The 24,697-nt window shown below is 54.8% G+C and carries 19 protein-coding genes; 7 read left to right on the plus strand and 12 right to left on the minus strand.

The window, feature by feature from the left end; genetic code table 11:
• The first annotated feature begins 37 nt into the window (after window positions 1-37).
• Window positions 38-691 carry a bifunctional tRNA pseudouridine(32) synthase/23S rRNA pseudouridine(746) synthase RluA gene (rluA, locus tag P2R09_RS17595; RefSeq protein WP_275771618.1) on the plus strand — a complete coding sequence of 218 codons (654 nt, stop codon included), beginning with the start codon at window positions 38-40 and terminating at the stop codon, window positions 689-691.
• A 63-nt stretch (window positions 692-754) separates the two neighbouring features.
• Here the strand turns inward: rluA and djlA are convergent, their stop codons facing one another.
• Window positions 755-1,564: a co-chaperone DjlA gene (gene djlA / locus P2R09_RS17600; RefSeq protein ID WP_003854797.1), complete on the minus strand. Its 810-nt coding sequence runs from the start codon at window positions 1,562-1,564 to the stop codon at window positions 755-757.
• Between the two features lie 182 nt (window positions 1,565-1,746).
• On the opposite strand from djlA, the gene lptD reads away from it, so the two are divergent.
• From lptD to apaH, 6 genes are read left to right on the plus strand one after another with little or no spacing between them, the layout of a single operon-like run.
• A complete protein-coding gene (lptD, locus tag P2R09_RS17605) occupies window positions 1,747-4,122 on the plus strand; it encodes an LPS assembly protein LptD (RefSeq protein WP_275771620.1) in 2,376 nt (791 codons plus the stop codon).
• 54 nt (window positions 4,123-4,176) lie between these two features.
• Complete coding sequence (surA, locus tag P2R09_RS17610; RefSeq protein WP_275771623.1) at window positions 4,177-5,472, plus strand: peptidylprolyl isomerase SurA; 1,296 nt, start codon at window positions 4,177-4,179, stop codon at window positions 5,470-5,472.
• Complete coding sequence (gene pdxA, locus P2R09_RS17615) at window positions 5,462-6,454, plus strand: 4-hydroxythreonine-4-phosphate dehydrogenase PdxA (RefSeq protein ID WP_275771625.1); 993 nt, start codon at window positions 5,462-5,464, stop codon at window positions 6,452-6,454. Before surA ends, pdxA begins: the two co-directional genes overlap by 11 nt.
• Window positions 6,447-7,268, plus strand: a complete 822-nt coding sequence (gene rsmA / locus P2R09_RS17620; RefSeq protein WP_003854805.1) for a 16S rRNA (adenine(1518)-N(6)/adenine(1519)-N(6))-dimethyltransferase RsmA — start codon at window positions 6,447-6,449, stop codon at window positions 7,266-7,268. The genes pdxA and rsmA overlap by 8 nt, the downstream gene beginning before the upstream one ends.
• Window positions 7,269-7,271: 3 nt before the next feature.
• Window positions 7,272-7,649, plus strand: a complete 378-nt coding sequence (apaG, locus tag P2R09_RS17625) for a Co2+/Mg2+ efflux protein ApaG (RefSeq protein WP_275771628.1) — start codon at window positions 7,272-7,274, stop codon at window positions 7,647-7,649.
• A gap of 53 nt (window positions 7,650-7,702) precedes the next feature.
• A complete protein-coding gene (apaH, locus tag P2R09_RS17630; protein WP_003854809.1) occupies window positions 7,703-8,560 on the plus strand; it encodes a bis(5'-nucleosyl)-tetraphosphatase (symmetrical) ApaH in 858 nt (285 codons plus the stop codon).
• A 34-nt stretch (window positions 8,561-8,594) separates the two neighbouring features.
• On the opposite strand, the gene P2R09_RS17635 is transcribed toward apaH, so the two are convergent.
• The 11 genes from P2R09_RS17635 to ribF all read right to left on the minus strand — a co-directional run bounded on the left by P2R09_RS17635 (window position 8,595) and on the right by ribF (window position 24,519).
• Window positions 8,595-10,478 carry a PhoX family phosphatase gene (locus P2R09_RS17635; protein WP_275771632.1) on the minus strand — a complete coding sequence of 628 codons (1,884 nt, stop codon included), beginning with the start codon at window positions 10,476-10,478 and terminating at the stop codon, window positions 8,595-8,597.
• A 90-nt stretch (window positions 10,479-10,568) separates the two neighbouring features.
• Window positions 10,569-11,051, minus strand: a complete 483-nt coding sequence (gene folA / locus P2R09_RS17640; protein ID WP_033763249.1) for a type 3 dihydrofolate reductase — start codon at window positions 11,049-11,051, stop codon at window positions 10,569-10,571.
• A gap of 497 nt (window positions 11,052-11,548) precedes the next feature.
• Window positions 11,549-12,688: a porin gene (locus tag P2R09_RS17645; protein WP_275771636.1), complete on the minus strand. Its 1,140-nt coding sequence runs from the start codon at window positions 12,686-12,688 to the stop codon at window positions 11,549-11,551.
• Between the two features lie 243 nt (window positions 12,689-12,931).
• A complete protein-coding gene (gene carB, locus P2R09_RS17650) occupies window positions 12,932-16,159 on the minus strand; it encodes a carbamoyl-phosphate synthase large subunit (RefSeq protein ID WP_003854816.1) in 3,228 nt (1,075 codons plus the stop codon).
• Between the two features lie 14 nt (window positions 16,160-16,173).
• A complete protein-coding gene (gene carA / locus P2R09_RS17655; RefSeq protein WP_033763250.1) occupies window positions 16,174-17,322 on the minus strand; it encodes a glutamine-hydrolyzing carbamoyl-phosphate synthase small subunit in 1,149 nt (382 codons plus the stop codon).
• 469 nt (window positions 17,323-17,791) lie between these two features.
• Entirely contained in the window at window positions 17,792-18,607 is an 816-nt protein-coding gene (dapB, locus tag P2R09_RS17660) for a 4-hydroxy-tetrahydrodipicolinate reductase (protein ID WP_008925556.1), read from the minus strand.
• Between the two features lie 222 nt (window positions 18,608-18,829).
• Window positions 18,830-19,783 (minus strand): 4-hydroxy-3-methylbut-2-enyl diphosphate reductase, encoded by a 954-nt coding sequence (gene ispH, locus P2R09_RS17665; protein WP_275771641.1) that lies wholly within the window; start codon window positions 19,781-19,783, stop codon window positions 18,830-18,832.
• Window positions 19,764-20,234: an FKBP-type peptidyl-prolyl cis-trans isomerase gene (gene fkpB / locus P2R09_RS17670; protein WP_003854824.1), complete on the minus strand. Its 471-nt coding sequence runs from the start codon at window positions 20,232-20,234 to the stop codon at window positions 19,764-19,766. The genes ispH and fkpB overlap by 20 nt, the downstream gene beginning before the upstream one ends.
• Window positions 20,235-20,237: 3 nt before the next feature.
• A complete protein-coding gene (gene lspA, locus P2R09_RS17675; RefSeq protein ID WP_003854827.1) occupies window positions 20,238-20,744 on the minus strand; it encodes a signal peptidase II in 507 nt (168 codons plus the stop codon).
• Window positions 20,744-23,560 (minus strand): isoleucine--tRNA ligase, encoded by a 2,817-nt coding sequence (ileS, locus tag P2R09_RS17680; RefSeq protein WP_275771645.1) that lies wholly within the window; start codon window positions 23,558-23,560, stop codon window positions 20,744-20,746. The genes lspA and ileS overlap by 1 nt, the downstream gene beginning before the upstream one ends.
• A gap of 29 nt (window positions 23,561-23,589) precedes the next feature.
• Window positions 23,590-24,519 carry a bifunctional riboflavin kinase/FAD synthetase gene (gene ribF, locus P2R09_RS17685; RefSeq protein WP_033763252.1) on the minus strand — a complete coding sequence of 310 codons (930 nt, stop codon included), beginning with the start codon at window positions 24,517-24,519 and terminating at the stop codon, window positions 23,590-23,592.
• Window positions 24,520-24,697 lie beyond the last annotated feature (178 nt).

The following is a 24,697-nucleotide window of genomic DNA, read 5'->3' on the forward strand; positions in this document are numbered from 1 at the left end:
TCAGGGGCCGCATGGCCCCTTATTTTTGGAAAGCCCCATGGAACCTTACAACCCACCGCGTGAACCCTGGCTGCACATCCTTTATCAGGATGCGCATATCATGGTGGTGAACAAACCCAGCGGTCTGCTCTCGGTACCCGGTCGTCTGGATGAGCACAAAGATAGCGTGATGACGCGGATACAGCGGGATTTCCCGCAGGCGGAATCTGTCCACCGACTGGACATGGCGACCAGCGGCGTGATGGTCGTGGCGCTGACCAAGGCGTCGGAGCGTGAGCTGAAACGACAATTCCGTGAGCGGGAGCCTTCCAAAACCTATGTGGCCTGCATCTGGGGTCATCCGGAGAAGGAGGAGGGGCTGGTTGATCTGCCGCTGATTTGCGACTGGCCAAATCGTCCAAAGCAGATGGTCTGCTTCGAGAACGGTAAAGCCGCACAGACAGAATATCAGGTGCTGGAGTATCGGGCGGACAACAGTACGCGGATTTCGCTTAAGCCGATTACTGGCCGCTCACACCAGCTAAGGGTGCATATGCTGGCGCTGGGCCACCCGATTCTGGGGGACAACTTCTATGCAAATCCGGAGGCCAAAGCGATGGCGCCCCGTTTACTGCTGCATGCGGAGTCACTCACCATTACCCATCCGGCATTTGGTAATGCCATGACGTTTCGTCAGCCCGCCGACTTTTAAGGTTTACGGCAGGACTGTCGCCGTGGCCTCCTCTGTTGCAGAAGAGGCCACAGGAGCGACGCATTACTTGAAGCCTTTCTCTTTGCGAATCAGATCGTAAGCCGCCTGGATTTCCTGCGCTTTCTGCTTCGCCATCTCCATCATCTCTGGCGGTAACCCTTTCGCCACCAGCTTATCAGGATGATGCTCACTCATGAGCTTGCGGTAAGCACGTTTAATCGTGGTGGCGTCATCACTGCTCTTCACGCCCAAAACGCTACAGGCATCTTCCAGCGTTGGACCACGTTGCGCCTGCTGAAAGCCGCCTGAACTGCGCTGCCCGCCGCCAAACTGCTGGCCGCCCTCCATCATGCGCAGGAACTGATCGAACTGACCACGCGAAATGCCCAGCTCTTCAGCAATCACATAGAGCACCTGTCGCTCATTAGGGTGCAGTGAGCCGTCGGCAAAGGCGGCCTGGATCTGAATCTCCAGGAACATCCGAATCAGGTCGAACCGGCCAAAACAGGCGCTGCGCAGTTCTCGCAGCTTGCTGCGCAACGGGTAATCCGCCTGCTTACCTTCGCGGAACGCCCGCTGAGCAGCCGTGCGTGAGTCACCGTGCAGCTGCATCCGCTCCATGAGCAGCGAAGCAATCTGGATATCCGCTTCCGTAACCCGCCCTTTTGACTTGGTCAGATGGCCCATCACCTGAAAGGTGGTGCTGAAAAACAGCGTCTGCCGGGTCTGATTATTTGAGAAGTAAGCCTTGCCTTGTGCGCCACGTACTTTGTCAATCATATGGCCAATGATCAAACCGATCACAATACCCCAAAAGCCTGCGCCGGAAAGTAATCCCACCGCCAGACCCATAACTTTTCCCCAGTAGCGCATAAACTCCTCAATTCGCCATGCTTGCGGCTGAAAATTGCATTATCATACCTGTCATTTATCTCAGCGCCTAACGGCAACGCTGACAGACCAGGATTAACACTGGCGCAACGCCGGGCAGTAAGTTAGTCTCTGACCCGATTGTCGGCATGATGCCAGTTTTCATGGAATTCTCGATACCGCGTATGAAAAAACATATACCTACCCTGCTGGCCACACTGATCGGCGCAGCCATTAGCCAGCAAGCCTTTGCCGACGATTTGATGTCGCAGTGTATGTTAGGCGTGCCGAGTTATAACCGCCCGCTGGTCAACGGTGATACCAACCAGCTGCCTGTCACTATTCACTCCGACGCCGCCAAAGGGAACTATCCCAATGATGCGGTCTTTACCGGCAATGTGAATATTGAGCAGGGCAACAGCCGTATGCAGGCGGATGAAGTTCAGCTTCATCAGCGTCAGCAGGAAGGCCAGACGGCGCCAGTGCGTACCGTCGATGCCCTGGGTAATGTGCACTACGATGACAACCAGGTCATCCTGAAAGGTCCGAAAGCCTGGTCAAACCTCAACAGCAAAGATACCAACGTCTGGAACGGTGATTATCAGATGGTGGATCGTCAGGGACGCGGCACCGCCGACCAGATGAAGCTGCGCGGCGATAACCGCTACACCATTCTGGAGAACGGCACCTTTACGTCCTGTCTGCCCGGTTCCAACAGCTGGAGCGTGGTCGGTTCACAAGTCATCCAGGATCGCGAAGAGGAAGTGGCGGAGATCTGGAACGCCCGCTTTAAGCTGGGTCCGGTTCCGGTGTTCTACAGTCCCTATCTGCAGTTACCGATTGGCGATCGTCGTCGATCCGGTTTCCTGATCCCGAATGCAAAATTTGGCAGCAACAACGGCTTTGAGTTCGTGCTGCCTTATTACTGGAACATTGCGCCGCAAGCCGATGCGACCATCACGCCGCACTACATCAGTAAGCGCGGCATGAAATTTGAAAACGAATTCCGTTATTTGACGACGCTGGGTGCCGGTCTGGTCGAATTCGACTACCTTGGCTCCGATAAGCAGTACGATAACGACAAAGCACTTCGTGGCATCGCCGAGGATGCCAGCTCCGACCGCTGGTTGTTCTACTGGCAGCATGCCGGTGTCTATGAGCAGCACTGGCGTTTCAACGCCAACTACACCAAAGTCAGCGATCAGTATTACTTCAACGATCTCGACTCGAAGTACTACAGCTCGACAGACAACTACGCAACGCAGAAATTCAGCGTTGGTTATGCGGACACCAACTGGGACGCCACACTCTCGGCCAAAGATTTCCAGGTGTTTGGCACTACTACCAGCAATAACGTCTACCGCGCGATGCCGCAGCTGGATGTTAACCTCTATCAGAATGACATCGGCCCGTTTGATGGCCGGGTTTATGCTCAGGCGGTGAAATTCACCAACGTCAACAGCCGCCTTCCTGAAGCGACCCGTTTACACGTTGAGCCAACCCTGAACCTGCCGCTCTCCAACGGCTGGGCCAGCCTGGATACTGAAGCGAAGTTCCTGGCGACCCACTATCAGCAGACTGACGTTGATTATTATAACAATACAGCCAATGGCTTCAGAGGAAGCAATAGCGGCGAACTGGATGAATCGGTAAACCGCACCCTGCCGCAGTTTAAAGTGGATGGCCGGCTGGTGTTTGACCGCGATATGGACTCCGCAGTGGGTTATACCCAGACGCTGGAACCACGCGTGCAGTACCTTTATATCCCGTACCGCGACCAGAGCAATATCTATCCGTACGACTCTACGCTGCTGCAAACCGACTACACCGGTCTGTTCCGCGATCGTACTTATAGCGGCCTGGATCGCATCGCTTCAGCCAATGAAGTGGCAACCGGTGTTACCTCGCGTATTTATGATGCCGATCTGGTTGAACGTTTTAACGTTTCTGTGGGTCAAATCTACTCGTTTACCCCTTCTCGTACTGGTGTGAATCAAACCAATAAAGAAGATGATACCGGCAGTCTGGTCTGGGCTGGCGATACATACTGGAAAATCAGCGATCGCTGGGGTGTCCGGGGCGGGCTGCAATATGACACCAAACTCGACAACGTCTCCCAGGGCAATACTGTTCTGGAGTACCGTCGAGATGCCGACCGTATGGTGCAGTTGAGCTACCGCTACAGCAGCCCGGAATATATCGCTGCAGCGTTAAATGACAGCAACCTGGTGACGAATCCTATCTTTAAAAATGGGATTTCACAGGTGGGCACTACGGCCAGCTGGCCGATTGCCGATGCATGGTCTGTGGTAGGTGCTTACTACTACGATACCCGCAACAAGCGTCCGGCGTCGCAGCTGGTTGGCCTGCAATACAGCTCATGCTGTTACGCTATCCGGGTCGGTTACGAGCGCAAAATTAACGGTTGGGAAAACGACGACAGTAAGTACGACAACCAAATCTCATTCAACATTGAGCTGCGTGGTCTGAGTCCTAACTATGGCTTAGGCACCAACGATATGCTGCGTCAGGGCATTATCCCTTACCAGCCTGCTTTCTGATGTTGTGATGTTTGACAGGCAATCCCGCAGTGCGGAACCAACAATGGATAAAGTATGAAGAACTGGAGAATGCTGATTCTTGGTGTGGCAATCAGTGCCAACACCGCGTTCGCAGCACCACAAGTCGTTGATAAAGTTGCAGCCGTGGTCAATAACGGCGTGGTTCTTGAGAGTGACGTGGACGGCATGATGAGCACCGTTAAATCTCAGGCCCAGCAGGCTGGTCAGCAGTTGCCGGATGATAAAACGTTGCGCCATCAGATTCTGGAACGTCAGATCATGGATAACATCATTCTGCAGATGGGTGATAAAGCCGGGGTTCAGATCAGCGATGAGCAGCTGGACCAGGCGATTCAGAACATCGCGGCGCAGAATAAGATGAGCCTTGATCAGCTGCGTAGCCGTCTGGCTTATGACGGCATGAATTACAGCGTTTATCGTTCTCAGATTCGTAAAGAGATGACCATTGCTGAAGTGCGCAACAACGAAGTACGTCGTCGCGTTACGATTCTGCCGCAGGAAGTCGATACGCTGGCGAAACAGATTGGCTCTCAGAACAGTCAGGGCACCGAACTGAACGTCAGCCATATTCTGCTGCCACTGCCGGAAAACCCGACACAACAGCAGGTTGATGAGCAGGAAACGCTGGCGAAACAGCTGGTTGGCGAACTGAAAAATGGCGCTGACTTCGGCAAAATGGCCGTGACCTACTCTGCCGATTCGCAGGCGCTGAAAGGCGGCAACATGGGCTGGGGTAAAATCGAAGAGTTACCGACCCTGTTTGCTCAGGCCCTGTCGAGCGCCAAAAAAGGCGATATCGTCGGTCCGATTCGCTCGGGTGTGGGCTTCCACATCCTGAAAGTGAACGATCTGCGTGGCGAGAACAAAAATGTCTCAGTCACTGAAGTTCATTCGCGTCACATTCTGCTGAAGCCATCGCCAATCCTGACAGATGAGCAGGCACGCGCACAGCTGGAGCAGATTGCTAACGATATCCGCAGTGGTAAAACCACCTTCGCGGCGGCGGCTAAGCAGTACTCTGATGACCCGGGTTCAGCGAACCAGGGCGGCGATCTTGGCTGGACCTCTCCGGAAGTCTTTGATCCGGCCTTCCGTGACGCGCTGCTGCGCCTGAAAAAAGGCCAGACCAGCCAGCCGGTTCACTCCTCTTTCGGCTGGCATCTGATTCAGTTGCTGGATACCCGTCAGGTGGACAAAACCGATGCGGCCCAGAAAGAGCGTGCTTACCGTATGCTGTTTAACCGTAAATTTGCGGAAGAAGCGCAGACCTGGATGCAGGAACAACGTGCCAGCGCCTACGTGAAGATTCTGGATGGCAATGCGCAGTAATCCCCGTGTGGTGATCACGCCCGGCGAACCTGCCGGGATTGGTCCCGATCTCACCGTTCAGCTGGCCCAGCAGTCCTGGCCGGTTGAACTGGTCGTCTGCGCCTCGCCTGCCCTGTTGCAGCAGCGCGCGGCGCAACTCGGTTTACCGCTGACCCTGCGTCCCTATCAGCCTGGCGTGGCCGCTGAGCCACAGCAGGCGGGTACGCTGACCATCCTGCCAGTCGAAACGGCCGCGACGGTCACGCCCGGCGAGCTTTGCGTCGCCAACAGTGACTACGTGCTGGCCACGCTGGCGCGCGCCTGTGACGGTTGTCTCGACGGTGAATTCGCGGCCCTGATTACCGGCCCGGTGCATAAAGGCGTCATTAATGATGCCGGCATCGCCTTTACTGGCCATACTGAATTCTTCGCCGATCGCGCAGGTGGGCATCGCGTTGTTATGATGCTGGCAACGGAAGCGCTACGCGTCGCGCTGGCTACTACCCATCTGCCGCTGAAAGATGTCCCCGCGGCGGTGACCCGCGACTGTCTGCATGAAGTGATCACGATTCTTCATCGTGATCTGCAGCAGAAGTTTGCCATTGCCGAGCCGCATATCTACGTCTGTGGTCTTAACCCTCATGCAGGCGAAAGCGGCCACATGGGTCGGGAAGAGATTGAGACCATCACGCCAGCACTTAATGAACTGCGTCAGCAGGGCATTAAACTGACCGGCCCGCTGCCTGCGGATACCCTTTTCCAGCCTAAATATCTGCAACATGCCGATGCGGTGCTGGCGATGTATCACGACCAGGGTCTGCCGGTACTCAAATTTCAGGGGTTTGGCCGGGCGGTAAATATCACCCTGGGCCTGCCCTTTATCCGGACTTCAGTTGACCACGGCACCGCGCTTGAACTCGCCGGTCTGGGTCAGGCTGAACCGGGCAGCTTCATCACGGCGCTTAACCTCGCCATCACTATGATCAAGAGCAGTAATGAATAATCGCGTCCATCAGGGGCACTACGCCCGTAAACGTTTCGGGCAGAACTTCCTGAACGATCAGTACATTATCGATAGCATTGTCTCCGCCATCCATCCGCAGCGCGATGAAGCGCTGGTAGAGATTGGCCCAGGCCTGGGTGCCTTGACCGAGCCGGTAGGCGAACGCCTCGATAAATTAACGGTGATAGAACTGGACCGCGATCTCGCTGCGCGTCTGGAAACGCACCCGTTCCTTGGCCCGAAACTGACTATCTTCCAGCAGGATGCCATGACGTTCGACTTCGCCGCGCTGGCGCAGGAGAGAGGCCAGCCGCTGCGGGTATTTGGTAACCTGCCATACAATATTTCGACCCCGCTGATGTTCCACCTTTTCAGCTATACTGGTTCGATCAAAGATATGCACTTCATGCTGCAGAAAGAGGTGGTTAATCGTCTGGTCGCCGGTCCGGGTAATAAAACCTACGGTCGTCTGACGGTGATGGCGCAGTACTACTGCCAGATCATTCCGGTGCTGGAAGTGCCTCCGCACTCCTTTACGCCGCCACCGAAAGTGGACTCTGCCGTGGTGCGTCTGGTGCCGTATGCCGAGCCGCCGTATCCGGTCAGCGATGTGCGTATCCTGAGCCGTATTACCACTGAAGCGTTCGGCCAGCGTCGTAAAACGCTGCGCAACAGTCTGAGCCACATGGTGGCTGCCGGCGCGCTGGAGGAGTTATCCATAGATCCAACCCTGCGTGCCGAGAACGTCTCCGTCGCGCAATATTGTCAGCTGGCGAACTGGCTGGCGAATCATCAGGGAAAATCGCAGGAGTAAGTCATGATTGAAACGGCCCGCGTCTCCGTCCATGTGCAAAGCCAGTACGTTGCCTCACAATCCTCACCGGATGATGATCGTTACGTCTTCGCCTATACCATTACGATTCGCAATCTGGGCCGTTCCTCAGTGCAACTGCTGGGACGTTACTGGCTGATTACCAACGGTAACGGCCGCGAAACGGAAGTTCAGGGCGAAGGCGTGGTGGGTGAACAACCACTTATCGCGCCTGGCAATGAGTTTCAGTACACCAGCGGAGCCGTGATCGAAACACCGATGGGCACCATGCAGGGACACTATGTGATGGTCGACGAACAGGGTGACACCTTCCATGTCGAGATCCCGGTGTTCCGCCTCGCCATTCAGACCCACATTCATTAATTCATACGCTTTTTGCCCGTTTAGTCGGGCAGCTTCCTGATGGATAAAACCTTATGAGCACATACCTGATTGGCGACGTTCACGGTTGCTACGACGAATTACGTGCCTTGCTGCAACAGGTTGATTTCAATCCTGAGCAGGATACCCTGTGGCTGACCGGCGACTTAGTGGCGCGAGGTCCGGGCTCACTTGAGGTTCTGCGTTACGTAAAATCGCTGGGCGACGCAGTGCGTCTGGTGCTGGGCAATCACGATTTACATCTGCTGGCGGTCTACGCTGGAATCAGCCGTAATAAGCCCAAAGATCGCCTGACACCGTTGCTGGAAGCGGACGATGCGGATGAGCTGATCAACTGGCTGCGTCGTCAGCCGCTGTTACAGGTTGATGAAGAGAAAAAGCTGGTGATGGGACACGCCGGTATCACACCGCAATGGGATATCGAGACCGCGAAAAAGTGCGCGCGTGAAGTTGAAGCGGTACTTGCCAGCGACAGTTATCCGCTGTTTCTGGATGCGATGTATGGCGACATGCCGAATAACTGGAGTGAAGATCTGACTGGTCTGGCACGTCTGCGCTTCAGCACCAACGCCCTGACCCGCATGCGTTACTGCTTTCCCAATGGTCAGCTGGATATGATCTGCAAAGATGCCCCTGAATCTGCCCTTCCCCCGCTAAAACCCTGGTTTAACATTGCAGGTCCGGTCGCACGTGACTACACCATTGTGTTCGGTCACTGGGCCTCGCTGGAAGGCAAAGGGACGCCTGAAGGAATCATCGGTCTGGATACCGGTTGCTGCTGGGGCGGAACGCTGACGCTGCTGCACTGGGAAACGCAGCGCTATGTGGTGCAGCCCTCCAATCGCGAAAAAGCGCTGGCCTCCAGCGAAAGTCTGGCACCGCCCGCGCTATAACGGCGATGCTGGCCGGCAAGGCTAGCATCCTCTCTTATGCGCCGATAATGCCGCCATCTTCGCGGGTGATCATGATCACTGACGACCGGGGACGCGGACTGTTATCGGGAAAGTGCGAGTCACCCTCTTCGCCGGGATGCTGCACATTGACGAACAGCGTTTTGTAATCTGGCGTGAAGGTGATACCCGTCAGCTCGCACGATTTGGGGCCAACCATGAACCGGCGGATCTCCCCACTATCCGGATCCCCCACCAGCATCTGATTGTTCCCCTGCCCCTGATAATCCTCTTTGTTACTGTACTTGCCATCGGTCAGGATCCATAACCGCCCGTGCGCATCAAACCCCAGACCATCGGGACTGTTAAAAGTGTTTTCAGCGGTGATATTAGGTGTACCGCGATAGATCCCTTCAGGATGCGCGATCGGATTGCCGCACAACGCATAGATATCCCACTCAAACGTCTGCGCCGTGGCATCGCCCTTTTCATCCCAGCGGATAATCTGGCCGTAGATATTTTTAGGACGCGGATTCGCCGCATTAACCGGCATGCCTTCATTGCCACGTTTGTTATTGTTGGTCAGCGTGCAGTAAGCACGACCATCATGCGGGTTAACAGCAATCCACTCTGGCCGGTCCATCCGCGTGGCGTTAACCACATCAGCCGCCGCACGCGCATTAATCAGAATATCGGCCTGACTGTTAAACCCCTTTTCAGCGGTGAGTCCATTTTCACCCCACTTCAGCGCCAGCCAGCGGCCGGTGCCTTTCAGCGGCGTGCCCTGCGCATCGCCATTGAACTGCGCCACATAGAGCGTGCCCTTATCCAGCAGTCCGTGATTGGCTTTGGCATCATCCGGGATGACTTTGTCGTCTGAGACATATTTATAAATATACTCGCCGCGCTCATCGTCGCCCATGTAAACCACCAGCTGACCGGTTTTAGCGACCGTAACGGCGGCATTTTCGTGCTTGAAGCGCCCCAGTGCAGTGCGTTTTACCGGCACGGAGTGAGGATCAAAGGGATCGATTTCGACAATCCAGCCGTGGCGGTTAAATTCATTGGGGTTTTTGGCGATGTCGAAACGGGGATCAAAGTCGGCCCAGTTACGCTCTGGCTCGGCGGCATTCAGGGTATAGCGCTTTTGCTGCGGCGTCGGCGTAAAGTCCGCCTGATGGGTACCAAAGTAGGTGTCGTAGTTCTCTTCACAGGTGAGATAAGTTCCCCACGGCGTTTTACCGTTGGCGCAGTTGCCAAAAGTGCCCAGGACATGCATTCCCTGTGGATCGGCGGCGGTCTGCAGCGCTTTATCGCCCGCTGCCGGGCCAGAAAAGCGCATCGGAGTATTGGCGGTAATACGGCGGTTGAACTCAGAAGGACGCACCACCTGCCAGCGATTGTCCTCACCCCGTTTGACTTCAACAATGGAGATGCCGTGCGCCGCCTGCGACTTTTTCACATCTTCCAGGCTGGTCGCTTTGCTGCCGCCGTGGGCGAACAGCGTCGGCTCATTCACATATTCATTGTTGATCGCCATGACACCACGCTGGTCATTAATGGCGAAGAAGCTCATACCGTCGTTGTTGTCCCCGAACTGCTTTTCCTGATCTTCAGCGCTATTGTTGCCGTGCGGATCAAATGCGACGGCGCCATTCACCAGCGGATCTCCCCAGGAGATCAGCACATCTGCGCGATAGCCGGGGGCCACCACAACCTCATCGGCGGTGGATGCGGCAATCCCCTGAAAGCCCAGCAATGGGCTTCCCGCTGGCTTCTCCTGCGCCAGTGCGCTTCCTGAGAGTGTGAGACCGCCGCTGAGAAAGCCGGTCAGCCCGAGTGCGCCGGAACCGGCAATGAATTTACGACGAAGAGGATCACGCAGACGGTCAGTGCTTAATGCGGAGAGTTCGGTTTTCATTATTAATTGCTTCCTTCATGAAGATCCCAGAAAAGAAGCAATGCTAATGAACAGAGATGACAGCCAGGTTACAGTCTGGCAAAGGGAGGATCAGCGACGACGGTCAAGGATCTCAAAGCAGTAGCTGTGGGAGTTCTGCTCGTCAGCATCGTGAAACTCGCTGAACGTAGACTGCCACTCATCCGGCTCGTAATCCGGGAACTGTGTATCACCTTCAACTTCTGCATCAATGTGCGTCAGATAGAGACGATCGGCGCGCTTCAGCATCTGCTCATAGACGCGTCCACCGCCAATCACCATGATCTCTTCAGCATCACCGGCTGCCTGTATCGCCTCATCCAGGGAGGTGACCCAGGTGACGCCTTCCGTGGTGCCCGGCTGACTGCTGACCACGATGTTCAGTCGGCCAGGTAATGGACGACCAATAGATTCAAAGGTCAGTCGACCCATAATGACCGGTTTCTTCAGCGTATTGCGTTTGAACCACGCCAGATCTGCAGGCAGGTCCCACGGCATGGCGTTCTCCATTCCAATAATGCGATCTGCTGCTAATGCCGCGATAAGACTAATCATGTTAACCACTCACTGAAAAAATTGGCGCCATGATACGTAAAGGTGAAACTTTCGTCGATAGGGGAAAAGGTCTATTTGCGTAAAGCTTTTCATGATGCCACTTTTCATGCCCTGTGCAGCGTTTTTCACCGCGTAATCGCGTCAGTTTGCCGCAGCTCGCCAGCGACAGGCCTCAGGCTGGCACAAAAAGCGTGTGCAAAAGGAAACGGCTCCCGGAGGAGCCGTAAAGCCTGGTCTGGCTAGCGGTAAGATCGGTGCAGCACAGGGAACACAGTCAGATCGGAAAGACGCAAAAGCTGTCATCCATGACCGCTCGGCCCGCGCGATTACGCACCTCATCCCTGAGGTGCGCCCGTATACGGGCCAACGCTTTGCGTTGTTCAAAAACGCTCCCGGCGTTTTTTTCCATGGCGCGGGACGCTTTCCTCCTCTGCCTGTGTTCCCTGCCCGTTAAGATCGTTTATCGCTGCAAGCCTGATTAAGCCTCGTCAGGATGATCAGAAGTCGTAGCGCAGACGCACCAGATTCATATCACCCAGGTTATCGGTGCTGGAGGTGAAGACATGTTCGTAATCAACGCGGAAACCGTAGTCGAGGAACAGCACCACACCCAGACCGTTGTCGATGCGCTGGTAATCACGACCGGTCATGACCTCAATGCGATCACCCATAACATAAGGCTGAACCGCTTTCAGACCATACTGCCCCACCGGGATTTTGTAACCGGCGAAATATTCAACGCCCCACGCATCGCCAGCAAAGTAGTTACGCGCGTCTTTGCGTTTGGTCGTCATGAAGTTCTGATACCAGCCACCACCAGCTGACAGCGTCCAGTTGCCTGGTGTCCAGCTCAGTGCAGTGCCGTAAATGTTCTGATCGTAATCGCGGCTGTCGCCATTGTTCGGGTTACGCATCGCCGCGCGGGTGTAGCTCCACGCCGTGCCCCAGCTCAGTTCATCAGAGATATGGTAATCCACGCCCAGCGAACCGCCGCCTTTGCGCTTATAGCGCAGGCCATTGCCTGGAAGATATTCGTTATCTTCGAACAGATAAGAGGCGTAAATATCCGCATCGCCGAAGGTGTTTTTATATTTCAGCTGCTTGCGTGAACGGTAAGATCCGTCGTAGTCACCGTTGATTCCGTTGCCCGGTGCCTGGCCGATCATGTCGTAATCCCAGATATCGGTCTTGGCGCCCACAGTGTCATAATACACGCTGTTCTGCTGACCAAAGGTAAGCTGACCCCAGGTTTTGCTTTTCAGACCGGTGTAGAGCTGGCGACGCGTGGTGTTATTGGCACCGTCAGCATAGTGGCGATCCCAGCCGAAAACTGCCGGGACGTTAACGCCCAGCTCGTAATAGCTGATCCAGCTCACGTCATCAAACAGGTAATAGTCAGCACCGAAACGGAAACGGGTGCCGCCATCAAAACCGTCACGCTTGTAAGATTTGTCATCCACACTGGTCTGATGATTGAACTGAGCACGAATGCTGCCGCCAACCTTAAAATTAAGACGGCTAAGCGGATCGCCCGCCTGCGGATCCTGCTTTAACAACGTCACTTCCGCCTGGCTGGCGAAAGGAAGAATAGCCATCAGTGCAGCCACTGCACTCAGAGAAAAAGTACGCATTTTCATTTTTTAATTATGTCCTGATACGCTCCAGTGATGAGCGGCAGGCATAGTACTGGCGAAAAATCCGTACAGGAAGTGTTTATATTATAAATTTGTGCGAACCAGCCCCATTCGCACCTAAAGCTAAAAAATTAAGCCAAATCAGTCACTTTAACACAAACTCCAACCCCTTCCCGGACCTGACTTTCAGATTATCGCCAGTAAGAGGGCCAAAAAAAACGGCTCCCGGAGGAGCCGTTTTTCACATTACATCGCCTTTATCTGGGCATGCATTTCCTGAACGGAGATAACCTGTTCCGTCGGATCTGCATTCAGCGCCATCGCAGTCGCGAAACCGCCGTTCAGCGTAGTGTCGTAGTGCACTTTATACTGCAGTGCGCTACGGCGAATCAGCTTCGAATCTTCAATCGCCTGACGACCCGCTGTGGTATTCACGATGTAGCTATACTCGCCATTCTTCAGACGGTCCTGAATATGCGGACGACCTTCATGCACCTTGTTAACCAGGCGCGGATTAATGCCCGCCTCGCCCAGTACCACCGCCGTGCCGTGAGTCGCATCCAGTTCAAAACCGAACTTCTGCAGCTTAGCCGCCAGGTCAACGATACGTTTCTTGTCGCCTTCACGCACCGACAACAGCGCACGGCCCGACTTCTTCATGTTGCTTTGTGCGCCCAGCATCGCTTTCGAGAACGCCTCAGCGAACGTGCGGCCCACACCCATGACTTCACCGGTAGAGCGCATTTCTGGTCCCAGAATCGGGTCAACGCCCTGGAACTTGTTGAACGGCAGCACCACTTCTTTAACAGAGTAGTAAGGCGGAATCACCTCTTCAGTGACGCCCTGCTCTGCCAGCGTTTTACCTGCCATCACGCGCGCGGCCACTTTTGCCAGCGGTACACCCGTCGCTTTAGAGACGAACGGAACGGTACGCGCCGCACGTGGGTTGACTTCAATCAGGTAGACTTCGTTGTCTTTCACCGCGAACTGGACGTTCATCAGGCCGCGAACATTCAGCTCGAATGCCAGCTTCTCAACCTGCTGGCGCATCACATTCTGAATCTCCTGACTCAGCGTATAGGCCGGCAGTGAACAGGCGGAGTCACCGGAGTGAACACCAGCCTGCTCGATGTGTTCCATGATGCCACCAATCAGCACCCGCTCGCCGTCGCAGATCGCATCCACATCCACTTCGACCGCATCATCCAGGAAGCGATCCAGCAGCACCGGTGCATCGTTGGAAACCGAAACCGCCGTCTGGAAGTAGCGCTTCAGGTCGATTTCATCGTAGACGATCTCCATGGCACGGCCGCCCAGCACATAAGAAGGACGGACCACCAGCGGATAACCCAGGCCAGCAGCTTTCTCCACCGCCTGCTCCAGCGTCGCGACGGTGGCGTTAGCCGGTTGCTTCAGATTCAGGCGATCAACCGCCTGCTGGAAACGTTCACGGTCTTCAGCACGGTCAATGGAATCCGGGCTGGTGCCGATAACCGGTACGCCTGCGGCTTCCAGCGCACGCGCCAGTTTCAGCGGAGTCTGACCGCCATACTGCACGATCACGCCTTTTGGCTGCTCAATGCGCACAATCTCCAGCACATCTTCCAGCGTAACCGGCTCGAAGTAGAGGCGATCGGAGGTGTCGTAGTCGGTCGAAACGGTTTCCGGGTTACAGTTAACCATAATGGTCTGGTAGCCATCTTCACGCAGCGCCAGTGCGGCGTGAACGCAGCAGTAGTCGAATTCAATACCCTGGCCGATACGGTTGGGTCCACCACCCAGAATCATGATTTTTTCACGATCCGGACTCGGATTGGCTTCGCACTCTTCCTCATAGGTGGAGTACATGTAGGCCGTGTCCGTCGCGAACTCTGCGGCACAGGTATCTACGCGCTTGTAAACCGGGTGCAGATTAAACTGCTGACGCAGCTTGCGGATTTCGCTCTCCGCCACACCCGCCAGCGTCGCCAGCCGTGCATCGGCAAAGCCTTTACGCTTCAGCGTGCGCAGGAAATTCGCATCCAGGCTATTAACGCCTTCGCGGGCGACCTGATCTTCCAGTTTAACCAGCTCTTCAATCTGCACCAGGAACCAGCGGTCAATGTTGGTCAGATTGAACACGCCATCGACGGACATGCCTGCACGGAAAGCATCTGCGATATACCAGATACGGTCTGAACCGGCATCTTTCAGCTCACGACGGATGCGGGTTAACGCTTCCGGGTCATCGAGGTGCACTTTCGGGTCGAAGCCGTTAGCGCCTACTTCCAGGCCGCGCAGCGCTTTCTGCATGGACTCCTGGAAGGTACGGCCAATCGCCATCACTTCGCCGACCGACTTCATCTGCGTGGTCAGGCGATCGTTGGCACCGGCAAATTTTTCGAAGTTGAAACGTGGGATCTTGGTAACAACGTAGTCGATTGAAGGCTCGAACGAGGCAGGCGTTAAACCGCCGGTGATATCGTTCATCAGCTCGTCGAGGGTATAGCCAACCGCCAGTTTGGCCGCCACTTTAGCAATCGGGAAGCCGGTCGCTTTTGACGCCAGCGCTGAGGAGCGTGACACGCGCGGGTTCATCTCGATGACAATCAGACGGCCATCTTTCGGGTTAACGGAGAACTGCACGTTGGAGCCGCCAGTTTCAACACCGATCTCACGCAGTACCGCCAGCGAGGCGTTACGCATGATCTGATACTCTTTGTCAGTCAGCGTCTGGGCAGGCGCTACCGTGATGGAGTCACCGGTGTGAATACCCATTGCGTCGAAGTTTTCGATTGAGCAGACGATGATGCAGTTATCGTTTTTATCGCGCACCACTTCCATCTCATACTCTTTCCAGCCAATCAGCGACTCATCAATCAGCAGCTCATTGGTGGGAGAGAGATCGAGACCGCGTTCACAAATCTCTTCAAACTCTTCGCGGTTGTAAGCGATGCCGCCACCGGTGCCGCCCATGGTAAAGGAAGGACGGATAATGCACGGGAAGCCAACATCTTCTGCCACGGCCAGCGCTTCTTCCATAGTGTGTGCGATGCCGGAGCGCGCCGTATCCAGACCAATGCTTTTCATCGCCACGTCGAAACGACGACGATCTTCTGCTTTGTCGATCGCATCAGCAGTCGCACCAATCATGGTGACGCCAAACTCTTCCAGCACGCCATGACGTTCCAGCTCCAGCGCACAGTTCAGCGCCGTCTGTCCACCCATGGTGGGCAGTACTGCATCCGGGCGCTCTTTTTCGATGATTTTGCGCACCACTTCCCAGTGAATCGGCTCAATGTAGGTCGCATCAGCCATTTCCGGGTCAGTCATGATGGTCGCCGGGTTGGAGTTCACCAGAATGACGCGGTAACCCTCTTCACGCAGCGCTTTACACGCCTGCGCACCGGAATAGTCAAATTCGCAGGCCTGGCCGATCACAATCGGACCGGCACCAAGAATCAGGATGGATTTTAGGTCTGTACGTTTTGGCATGAATTAGCTCCTGATTACTTCGCTTGCAGACGGAATGCGTCAATCAATTCAATAAAGTGGTCAAACAGCGGCGCAGCATCACCCGGACCCGGGCTGGCTTCCGGGTGACCCTGGAAGCTGAATGCTGGCTTGTCAGTGCGATGGATGCCCTGCACGGTTTTATCGAACAACGAAATGTGGGTCACACGCAGGTTTGCTGGCAGATTGTTCTCGTCGACCGCAAAACCGTGGTTCTGCGCGGTGATCATCACGCGGTTATTTTCGAGATCTTTCACCGGATGGTTACCACCATGGTGGCCGAGTTTCATCTTCACGGTTTTAGCACCGCTGGCCAGCGCCAGCAGCTGATGACCCAGGCAGATACCGAACACCGGAATCTCTGTCTTCAGGAAGTCCTGAATCGCGCTGATCGCGTAGTCGCACGGCTCCGGGTCACCAGGACCGTTGGAGAGGAAAATGCCATCCGGATTCAGCTTCAGCACCTCTTCAGCTGGCGTCTGTGCCGGAACCACAGTCAGACGGCAGCCGCGATCGACCAGCATACGCAGAATGTTGCGCTTGGCGCCGTAGTCATAAGCCACCACGTGATATGGCAGCGACTCCGCAGCAGCCTGCTCTGGCAGACCTGCGTCCAGTGTCCAGCTGCCCTGCTGCCAGCTGTAAGTCTCAGTGGTGCAGACCTCTTTCGCCAGATCCATTCCTTTCAGTCCCGGGAATGCCTGGGCCTTTTGCAGCGCCAGTGCGGCATCCGGATTGTCGCCGGCAATAATGCAGCCGTTCTGCGCCCCTTTCTCACGCAGCAAGCGCGTCAGCTTGCGGGTATCGATATCGGCAATCGCCACAATGTTGTTGCGCTGCAGGTAGGCCGACAGGCCTTCTTCGCTACGGAAGTTGCTGGCAATCAGCGGCAGGTCACGAATAACCAGGCCCTGCGCATGAATCTGGCTGGATTCTTCGTCGGCGGCATTGGCACCGACATTACCGATATGGGGATAAGTGAGAGTAACGATTTGGCGGGAATAGGAAGGATCAGTGAGGATTTCTTGATAGCCGGTCATTGAAGTGTTGAAAACGACTTCTCCCACTGCCGATCCTGTTGCCCCGATGGCCCGACCGTGGAATTGGGTTCCGTCTTCCAGAACCAGGATTGCTGACTTTATCAAAACATCCTCCAGGGAATAAACAGTCAATATATCTGCATATTAATTCAAAATAGCCGCCTGAATCAATGCAAAAACCGCCTGAATTGTCGATTTTTGGCAAATTGCGCGCATTCTAATGACAGCCCTGGTCATTGTCTACCCTGCAGCGGGATTTTTTCACACTTATCTGCCTTATGAGGTAAAAAACAGGTATGAGCGGCAAAAAGAGAGGAAAACCCGGCAGAATAATCGTTTGCCAGGCGATATAAAAACGAAACCGGCTTAAGCGGTCCCTTATTTTTGACCAAATGGTCAAAAACGGCGTCCATCAGGGAAAATAAATGAAGAAAAGGTGGAAAAAAAACAACCAGAAAGTAATTTTGAATCAGAATGGCTATTTTAAGATAAAATTAAGGGCAATGAAAACATTGCCCCTTTTCAATCAAGTTATTAACGATTGAAATAACCACATCACGATGGTTCACAACACTCACAACATCGACAAATCCAGCACGTCACGCATATCAAACAAACCAGATTTCTTATCTTTTAGCCATAAAGCTGACTTAACGGCGCCATTTGCAAAGGTCATGCGACTTGAGGCCTTGTGGGTAATCTCTACACGCTCACCGATATCTGCAAACATCGCCGTATGCTCACCCACGATGTCACCCGCGCGAACCGTAGCAAAACCAATGGTCTGTGGCTGGCGTTCACCGGTGTAGCCTTCACGCGTATAAACCGCATGCTCGTCCAGTTTCCACTGCATGGCATCGGCTATCGCCTCACCCATCGCCAGTGCGGTGCCAGACGGCGCATCCACTTTATGACGATGATGTGCTTCGACAATCTCAATATCCGCATATTCACCCATGACTTTGGCAGCCTTCTCCAGCAGCTTCAGCACCAGGTTAACTCCCACGCTAAAGTTAGCGGCAAAGACAATGGCGATATCTTCCGCCGCCGCGCGAATGGCCGCTTTGCCCGCCTCATCAAAACCGGTGGTGCCAATCACCATCGCTTTACCGTGCTCACGGCAGATCGCCATATACTCCAGCGTGCCTTCCGGACGGGTGAAGTCGATCAGCACATCAAAGTCGTTAGTCACCGCGCGTAAATCGTCAGCGATGAGGATGCCATTCTTTCCGATGCCCGCTAATTCACCAGCGTCGCTGCCGATCAGCGATGAGCCTGGACGGGCCAGTGCCGCACCCAGCTCAACGCCTTCTGCCTGCTGCGTCGCCAGAATCAGATTACGGCCCATACGGCCCGGCGCGCCCACAATAGCAATGCGGATAGTGTTCATATTTATTCATTCCTAAAACAAAACTATGCATCCAAAGCGTCATCAGGTTAACGGTGAGTTAACAGTCACGCCACTAATAATCCGTGATAATAAGAATTTTATGCCAGCCGCCTGTGATTATCAGTAAAAGCAATCATCGCAGTGAACAACGGCATTTCAGCCGGGCTATAAAAACAAAAAAGACCGAACAGAGTCGGCCTTTTTATCAGTCATATCGAAGCATTACTGCACGTTACGTACGTCGACGCGCAGCTCTTTAGGCACTTCAAAAACAATATTCTCTTCACGGCCAATCAGCTCAATTGCCGCTTCGCCACCCAGCTCACGTAACCGCTGGATCACCTGCTGCACCAGAATATCAGGGGCTGAAGCACCTGCGGTAACACCGATGCAGACCACGCCTTTTACCCACTCTTCCTGTATATCATCGGCAGAGTCGATCAGCTTCGCCAGTTTACCGGCACGCTGTGCCAGCTCGGCCAGACGGTTTGAGTTCGAGGAGTTTTTCGAACCGACCACCAGCACCACTTCCGCATCTTTCGCCAGCGTACGAACGGCTTCCTGACGGTTGGTGGTGGCGTAGCAGATATCATCTTTACGCGGCCCGATGATCGCCGGGAAACGCTGACGCAGGGCATCAATGATGTCTGAAGTGTCATCCACAGAAAGCGTGGTCTGCGTCATGAAGCTCAGATTGTTTTCGTCTTTGACGGTCAGTCTGAAGACATCTTCCGGTGACTCCACCAGATACATGCCACCATTGGGGTTGTTGTACTGCCCCATGGTGCCTTCAACTTCCGGATGACCCGCGTGACCAATCAGAATCGCTTCCACGCCTTTACGGCTGGCGCGTGCGACTTCCATATGGACTTTGGTGACCAGCGGACAGGTAGCATCGAACAGCATGGTCAGATTGCGCGCTTTAGCTTCGGCACGCACCGCCTGTGAAACCCCGTGCGCGGAGAAGATCAGAATGGCGTTATCCGGCACTTCGCTGATCTCTTCAATGAAGATGGCACCGCGTTCACGCAGGCTGTTCACCACGTAACGGTTATGCACCACTTCGTGACGGACGTAGATGGGCGCGCCATACATCTCCAGCGCGCGCTCAACAATACTGATGGCGCGATCAACGCCAGCGCAGAAGCCGCGCGGATTAGCTAACAGGATTTGCATCGTTCGTCTCCAGTGCCGGATCGATTTCCAGTACTTCTACATCAAACTGAATACGGCGACCCGCCAGCGGATGGTTGAAATCGACGGTGATAGAATCACCGGAGACTTCGCGGATCACGCCTGGCATTTCACTGCCGCCCATGCCGCTGAACAGCATGATGGCACCCACTTCCGGTTCGCCTGCATCAATAAAGTCCCGACGCGAGAAATACTGGATCAGGTCAGGGCTGACGCCACCAAAGGCATCTTCCGGTTCCAGAGTAAACTGTTTAGTCTGACCCGCTTTCAGCCCCAGCAGTGCCTGCTCAAGAGCTGCAGAGAGGCTGCCATCACCGAGACGGAACAGCGCGGGCTTGCCGTTTGCACGGGTCGATTCCGCCGTCGAGCCATCTTCCAGCTTCAGCGTAAAATGCACCAACACCGCGCTTTCGCGCTGTACGAACTCAGTCATCACTTACCCTTTCTGTTTAGCCTGTTTGCCGTTCGGGCTGAAAAAGCCCTCCAGCACCACCAGTGCAGCCCCAATACAGATGCCGCAGTCAGCGATATTAAATGTAGCGAAGTGCCAGTTACCGACATAAAAATCGATAAAATCGACCACAAAGCCATGGTATGAGCGATCAAACAAATTGCCGATCGCGCCGCCAATGATCAGAGCATAGGCGATATTAGCCATCTTCTGACTGGCATGATTGCGATACATCATCACCACCAGTGAGATCACGATAGCCAGCGCGATACCCGCAAAGAACCAGCGCTGCCAGCCGCCTTTGTCCGCCAGGAAACTGAACGCCGCGCCATAGTTGTGCGCATAGAACAGGTTCAGGTAGGGCATCAGCGGCTGGGTTTCATGCAGCATCATGTTGTTCATCACCCACTGCTTACTGGCGAAATCGACAACAATCACCACCAGCACCAGCCACAGCCAGCGCAATCCGGTTGATAAAATAGGTTTACGCATCAGGCAAATTCACGCTGTTCGCCGTCACCGGCTACGTTAGTGTAACAACGACCACAGACCTCAGCATGCTCAGGATTCTGTCCGACGTCGGTAGTGTAATGCCAGCAGCGCTGACATTTCTCGCCTTCCGCTTTGTGCAGCGCGATTTTCAGACCTTTCAGCAGTTCACTCTGCTGCGCTTCATCGTTCGCCAGCGCGTAATCCGCCACCTGTGCGCCAGAAGTCAGCAGCACAAAACGCAGCTCATTACCCAGCGCATGCAGTTTAGCGGCCAGGTCCGGATCGGCATACAGCGTGACCGTTGCTTCCAGTGCACCACCGATACGTTTATCCGCACGTGCCTGCTCGATCACCTTGTTCACTTCGCCACGCACTTTCAGCAGCTCGGCCCAGTAGGCATCATTCAGCGCTTCATCTTCCGCCAGGCCAAACAGACCCTGATACCACTCTTCGGTGAAGACATACTGCGCACGTTCGCCTGGCAGATAGCCCCAGATCTCATCCGCTGTAAAGGACATGATCGGTGCCATCCAGCGCACCAGCGCTTCGACGATGTGCCACAGCGCGGTCTGGCAGCTGCGACGCGCCAGGCCATCACCTTTCGCGGTGTACTGACGATCCTTGATAATATCGAGATAGAAGCTGCCCATCTCAATCGAACAGAACTGCATCAGACGCTGGATCACTTCATGGAAATCGTAGTTCTCGTATGAGGCAACGATATCAGCCTGTGCCGCCTGTGCGCGACCCACTGCCCAGCGATCGACCACGACCATCTCTTCCGGTTTCACCAGATCGGTGACCGGGTTGAAGCCGCTAAGGTTAGCCAGCAGGAAACGCGCGGTATTACGGATACGACGATAGGCATCGGCAGAGCGCTTGAGGATCTCATCGGAGACCGCCATTTCACCCGAGTAGTCGGTTGAGGCCACCCACAGACGCAGGATATCGGCGCCCAGTTTGTTCATCACATCCTGCGGCGCGACCGTGTTGCCGATTGATTTCGACATTTTGCGGCCCTGACCATCCACGGTGAAACCGTGCGTCAGTACCTGACGATAAGGCGCTTTGCCCTTCATTGCCGTGGAGATCATCAGCGAGGACATAAACCAGCCGCGATGCTGATCGGATCCTTCCAGATAGAGGTCTGGCGCATGTCCGCCAAATTCCGGACGCGCATCCACTACAGAATAGCTGGTTGAGCCGGAGTCAAACCAGACATCCAGCGTATCCGGCACTTTAACGTAATGATCGGCGTCGTCGCCCATCAGTTCACGCGGGTCAAGATCCCACCAGGCCTGGATACCCTCCTGCTCAACACGCTGCGCCACTTTCTCCATCAGCGCCAGCGTGTCAGGGTGCAGCTCTTCGCTCTCTTTGTGAACGAACAGCGCCATCGGTACGCCCCAGGTACGCTGACGAGAGATACACCAGTCAGGACGGTTCGCCACCATCGATTCGATACGCGCCTGGCCCCAGTCCGGGATCCATTGTACGCCTTTGATCTCTTTCAGCGACTGTGCACGCAATCCTTTCTGATCCATGCTGATGAACCACTGCGGCGTGGCGCGGAAGATGATCGGCGTTTTATGGCGCCAGCAGTGCGGGTAGCTGTGCAGCAGTTTCTCAACGTGCAGCAGCGCGCCTTTCTCTTTCAGCAGCTCAACGATCATGTCGTTGGCTTTAAAGACATTGACCCCATCCAGCGTCGGATACGTGCCTGGCAGATAGGTGCCATCCGGTCCTACCGGATTTGCGGTTTCGATGCCATATTTCTGGCCAATAACATAGTCATCCGGGCCGTGGCCTGGCGCGGTGTGAACGGCACCTGTACCCGCGTCCAGGGTCACGTGATCGCCCAGCACGACCAGCGACTCAAGCGCCAGGAACGGATGCTGGAACTTCTGCAGCTCCAGCGCAGCGCCCTGACATTCGCCCAGCACCTGCCATTCGCTGACACCGGCGCGCTTCATGACGCTTTCCACCAGCTCTTTCGCCAGGATCAGAGCGCGCCCTTCAATCTGGATCAGCTGGTATTCAAATTCAGGATGCAGGGAGATTGCGCGGTTAGCAGGTAATGTCCATGGCGTCGTGGTCCAGATCACCAGTGAGATCGGGCCATTAACCTGGGATACGCCAAACGCCCCACGCACCGCGTCGGTATCGACGGCATTAAACATCACATCAATCGACGGAGAGGTTTTGTCGTAATATTCCACTTCCGCTTCTGCCAGGGCAGAACGGCAATCCAGACACCAGTGCACCGGCTTCGCGCCTTTGTGCAGATGGCCATTACCGATGATTTTACCCAGCGCACGAATGATGTTGGCTTCGGTACCGAAATCCATGGTCAGGTAAGGACGATCCCAGTCGCCCAGCACGCCCAGACGGATAAAGTCCGCTTTCTGGCCTTCAACCTGTTCAGCAGCATATTTGCGGCATGCGGCACGAAATTCCGCAGCGGTGACTTTCTCGCCTGGCTTGCCGATCATCTGCTCAACTTTGTGTTCGATTGGCAGACCGTGGCAGTCCCAGCCGGGCACATACGGCGAGTCATAACCCGCCATGCCTTTCGACTTAACGATAATGTCTTTCAGAATCTTGTTAACGGAGTGACCAATATGAATGCTGCCGTTCGCATAAGGAGGGCCATCATGCAGGATAAAGGTTTTTTTCCCTTTTTTGGCTTCGCGGATGATGCCGTACAGGTTGTCGGCATACCAGCGTTGCAACATTCCCGGTTCGCGTTTGGCCAGATCGCCACGCATCGGGAATCCCGTTTCCGGCAAATTCAGGGTAGATTTATAGTCACTCATCAGATTCTCGATTCCGTTTTTCGCTCAGGTTAAAGCAGCCCAAAGAACTGCCGGGCCGTTACCACATCGTTCGCAATTTGTTCTTTCAACGCCTCCAGTGAGGCAAAGCGCTGCTCGTTTCGTATTTTCTGTTTCAGCACCACATCAATGTGACGACCATAGAGATCGATATTGATGTCGAGCAGGTGAACTTCAAGCTGCTGGCGTAAACCTTTTACGGTCGGACGGGTGCCGATATTAGCAACACCCGGCAGTGGCTCGGGCGTCAGACCCTGTACCTCCACGGCATACACTCCTTTCACCGGCGTGACGCTGCGGCGTAAAGGGAGGTTCGCAGTCGGGAAACCCAGCGTGCGTCCCAGTGCATCACCGTGCACGACGCGGCCGGAAATAGTGAAGGGATGACCTAGCAGCGACTGCGCCAGCGCTAAATCATCCGCAGCCAGCGCCTGACGCACGGCAGTGCTGCTGATTCGCTTACCACCGTCACAGAAGGTTTCGGTGCTGACGACCTCAAAGCCATACTCCACACCGGCTTTCTGTAATAACAGGAAATCCCCCTGGCGACCAGCGCCGAAGCGGAAATCATCACCTACCGCAAGGTACTTTACATCCAGCTTGTCGACTAACAGGTCACTGATAAAGCGCTGTGCAGACAAGGCCGCAAAGCGACGATCAAACCGCACGCACAACACTTTATCCACACCCGCTTCCGCCATATAGCGCAGTTTTTCACGCAGGCGTGTCAGGCGTGCCGGAGCTTTATCACCGGCAAACAGCTCCAGCGGCTGTGGCTCAAATACCATCACCACGACGGGCAGATGACGCTTACGTCCCTCTTCACACAGTCGCGACAGCAGCGCCTGATGCCCGCGATGTACACCATCGAAATTACCAATGGTCAGAACGCAGCCGCGATGCTGCTCGTTAAGATTATGAATACCGCGGATAAACTTCATGGCTGGCCCAAACCGGTGGAAATCGGCGGATTATACCCTTGAAAGCGACTCAGGTTAACCCGTCTGCACGCCTTTCATGCTTTAGCGGCTGCATTTCCTGTTGCAGATGTGCATGTTAAGAATTTTGTCGCTAAATACTGTATTCAGTGAGGGGAAGCTGGTAGAATCTTGCGCCATC

Origin of the sequence: Pantoea sp. Cr_R13, assembly GCF_029222565.1 — a bacterium.
Taxonomy (GTDB): Bacteria; Pseudomonadota; Gammaproteobacteria; order Enterobacterales; family Enterobacteriaceae; genus Pantoea; species Pantoea eucalypti.

Bases quoted from the DNA above. Each gene is read 5' to 3' on its own strand.
- P2R09_RS17645 (WP_275771636.1), bottom strand. From the start codon at position 12,688: ATGAAAATGCGTACTTTTTCTCTGAGTGCAGTGGCTGCACTGATGGCT.
- P2R09_RS17635 (WP_275771632.1), bottom strand. From the start codon at position 10,478: ATGAAAACCGAACTCTCCGCATTAAGCACTGACCGTCTGCGTGATCCT.
- apaG (WP_275771628.1), top strand. From the start codon at position 7,272: ATGATTGAAACGGCCCGCGTCTCCGTCCATGTGCAAAGCCAGTACGTT.
- surA (WP_275771623.1), top strand. From the start codon at position 4,177: ATGAAGAACTGGAGAATGCTGATTCTTGGTGTGGCAATCAGTGCCAAC.
- lspA (WP_003854827.1), bottom strand. From the start codon at position 20,744: ATGCGTAAACCTATTTTATCAACCGGATTGCGCTGGCTGTGGCTGGTG.
- carB (WP_003854816.1), bottom strand. From the start codon at position 16,159: ATGCCAAAACGTACAGACCTAAAATCCATCCTGATTCTTGGTGCCGGT.
- apaH (WP_003854809.1), top strand. From the start codon at position 7,703: ATGAGCACATACCTGATTGGCGACGTTCACGGTTGCTACGACGAATTA.
- pdxA (WP_275771625.1), top strand. From the start codon at position 5,462: ATGCGCAGTAATCCCCGTGTGGTGATCACGCCCGGCGAACCTGCCGGG.
- fkpB (WP_003854824.1), bottom strand. From the start codon at position 20,234: ATGACTGAGTTCGTACAGCGCGAAAGCGCGGTGTTGGTGCATTTTACG.
- lptD (WP_275771620.1), top strand. From the start codon at position 1,747: ATGAAAAAACATATACCTACCCTGCTGGCCACACTGATCGGCGCAGCC.
- djlA (WP_003854797.1), bottom strand. From the start codon at position 1,564: ATGCGCTACTGGGGAAAAGTTATGGGTCTGGCGGTGGGATTACTTTCC.
- rluA (WP_275771618.1), top strand. From the start codon at position 38: ATGGAACCTTACAACCCACCGCGTGAACCCTGGCTGCACATCCTTTAT.
- folA (WP_033763249.1), bottom strand. From the start codon at position 11,051: ATGATTAGTCTTATCGCGGCATTAGCAGCAGATCGCATTATTGGAATG.
- ribF (WP_033763252.1), bottom strand. From the start codon at position 24,519: ATGAAGTTTATCCGCGGTATTCATAATCTTAACGAGCAGCATCGCGGC.
- ispH (WP_275771641.1), bottom strand. From the start codon at position 19,783: ATGCAAATCCTGTTAGCTAATCCGCGCGGCTTCTGCGCTGGCGTTGAT.
- ileS (WP_275771645.1), bottom strand. From the start codon at position 23,560: ATGAGTGACTATAAATCTACCCTGAATTTGCCGGAAACGGGATTCCCG.
- dapB (WP_008925556.1), bottom strand. From the start codon at position 18,607: ATGAACACTATCCGCATTGCTATTGTGGGCGCGCCGGGCCGTATGGGC.
- rsmA (WP_003854805.1), top strand. From the start codon at position 6,447: ATGAATAATCGCGTCCATCAGGGGCACTACGCCCGTAAACGTTTCGGG.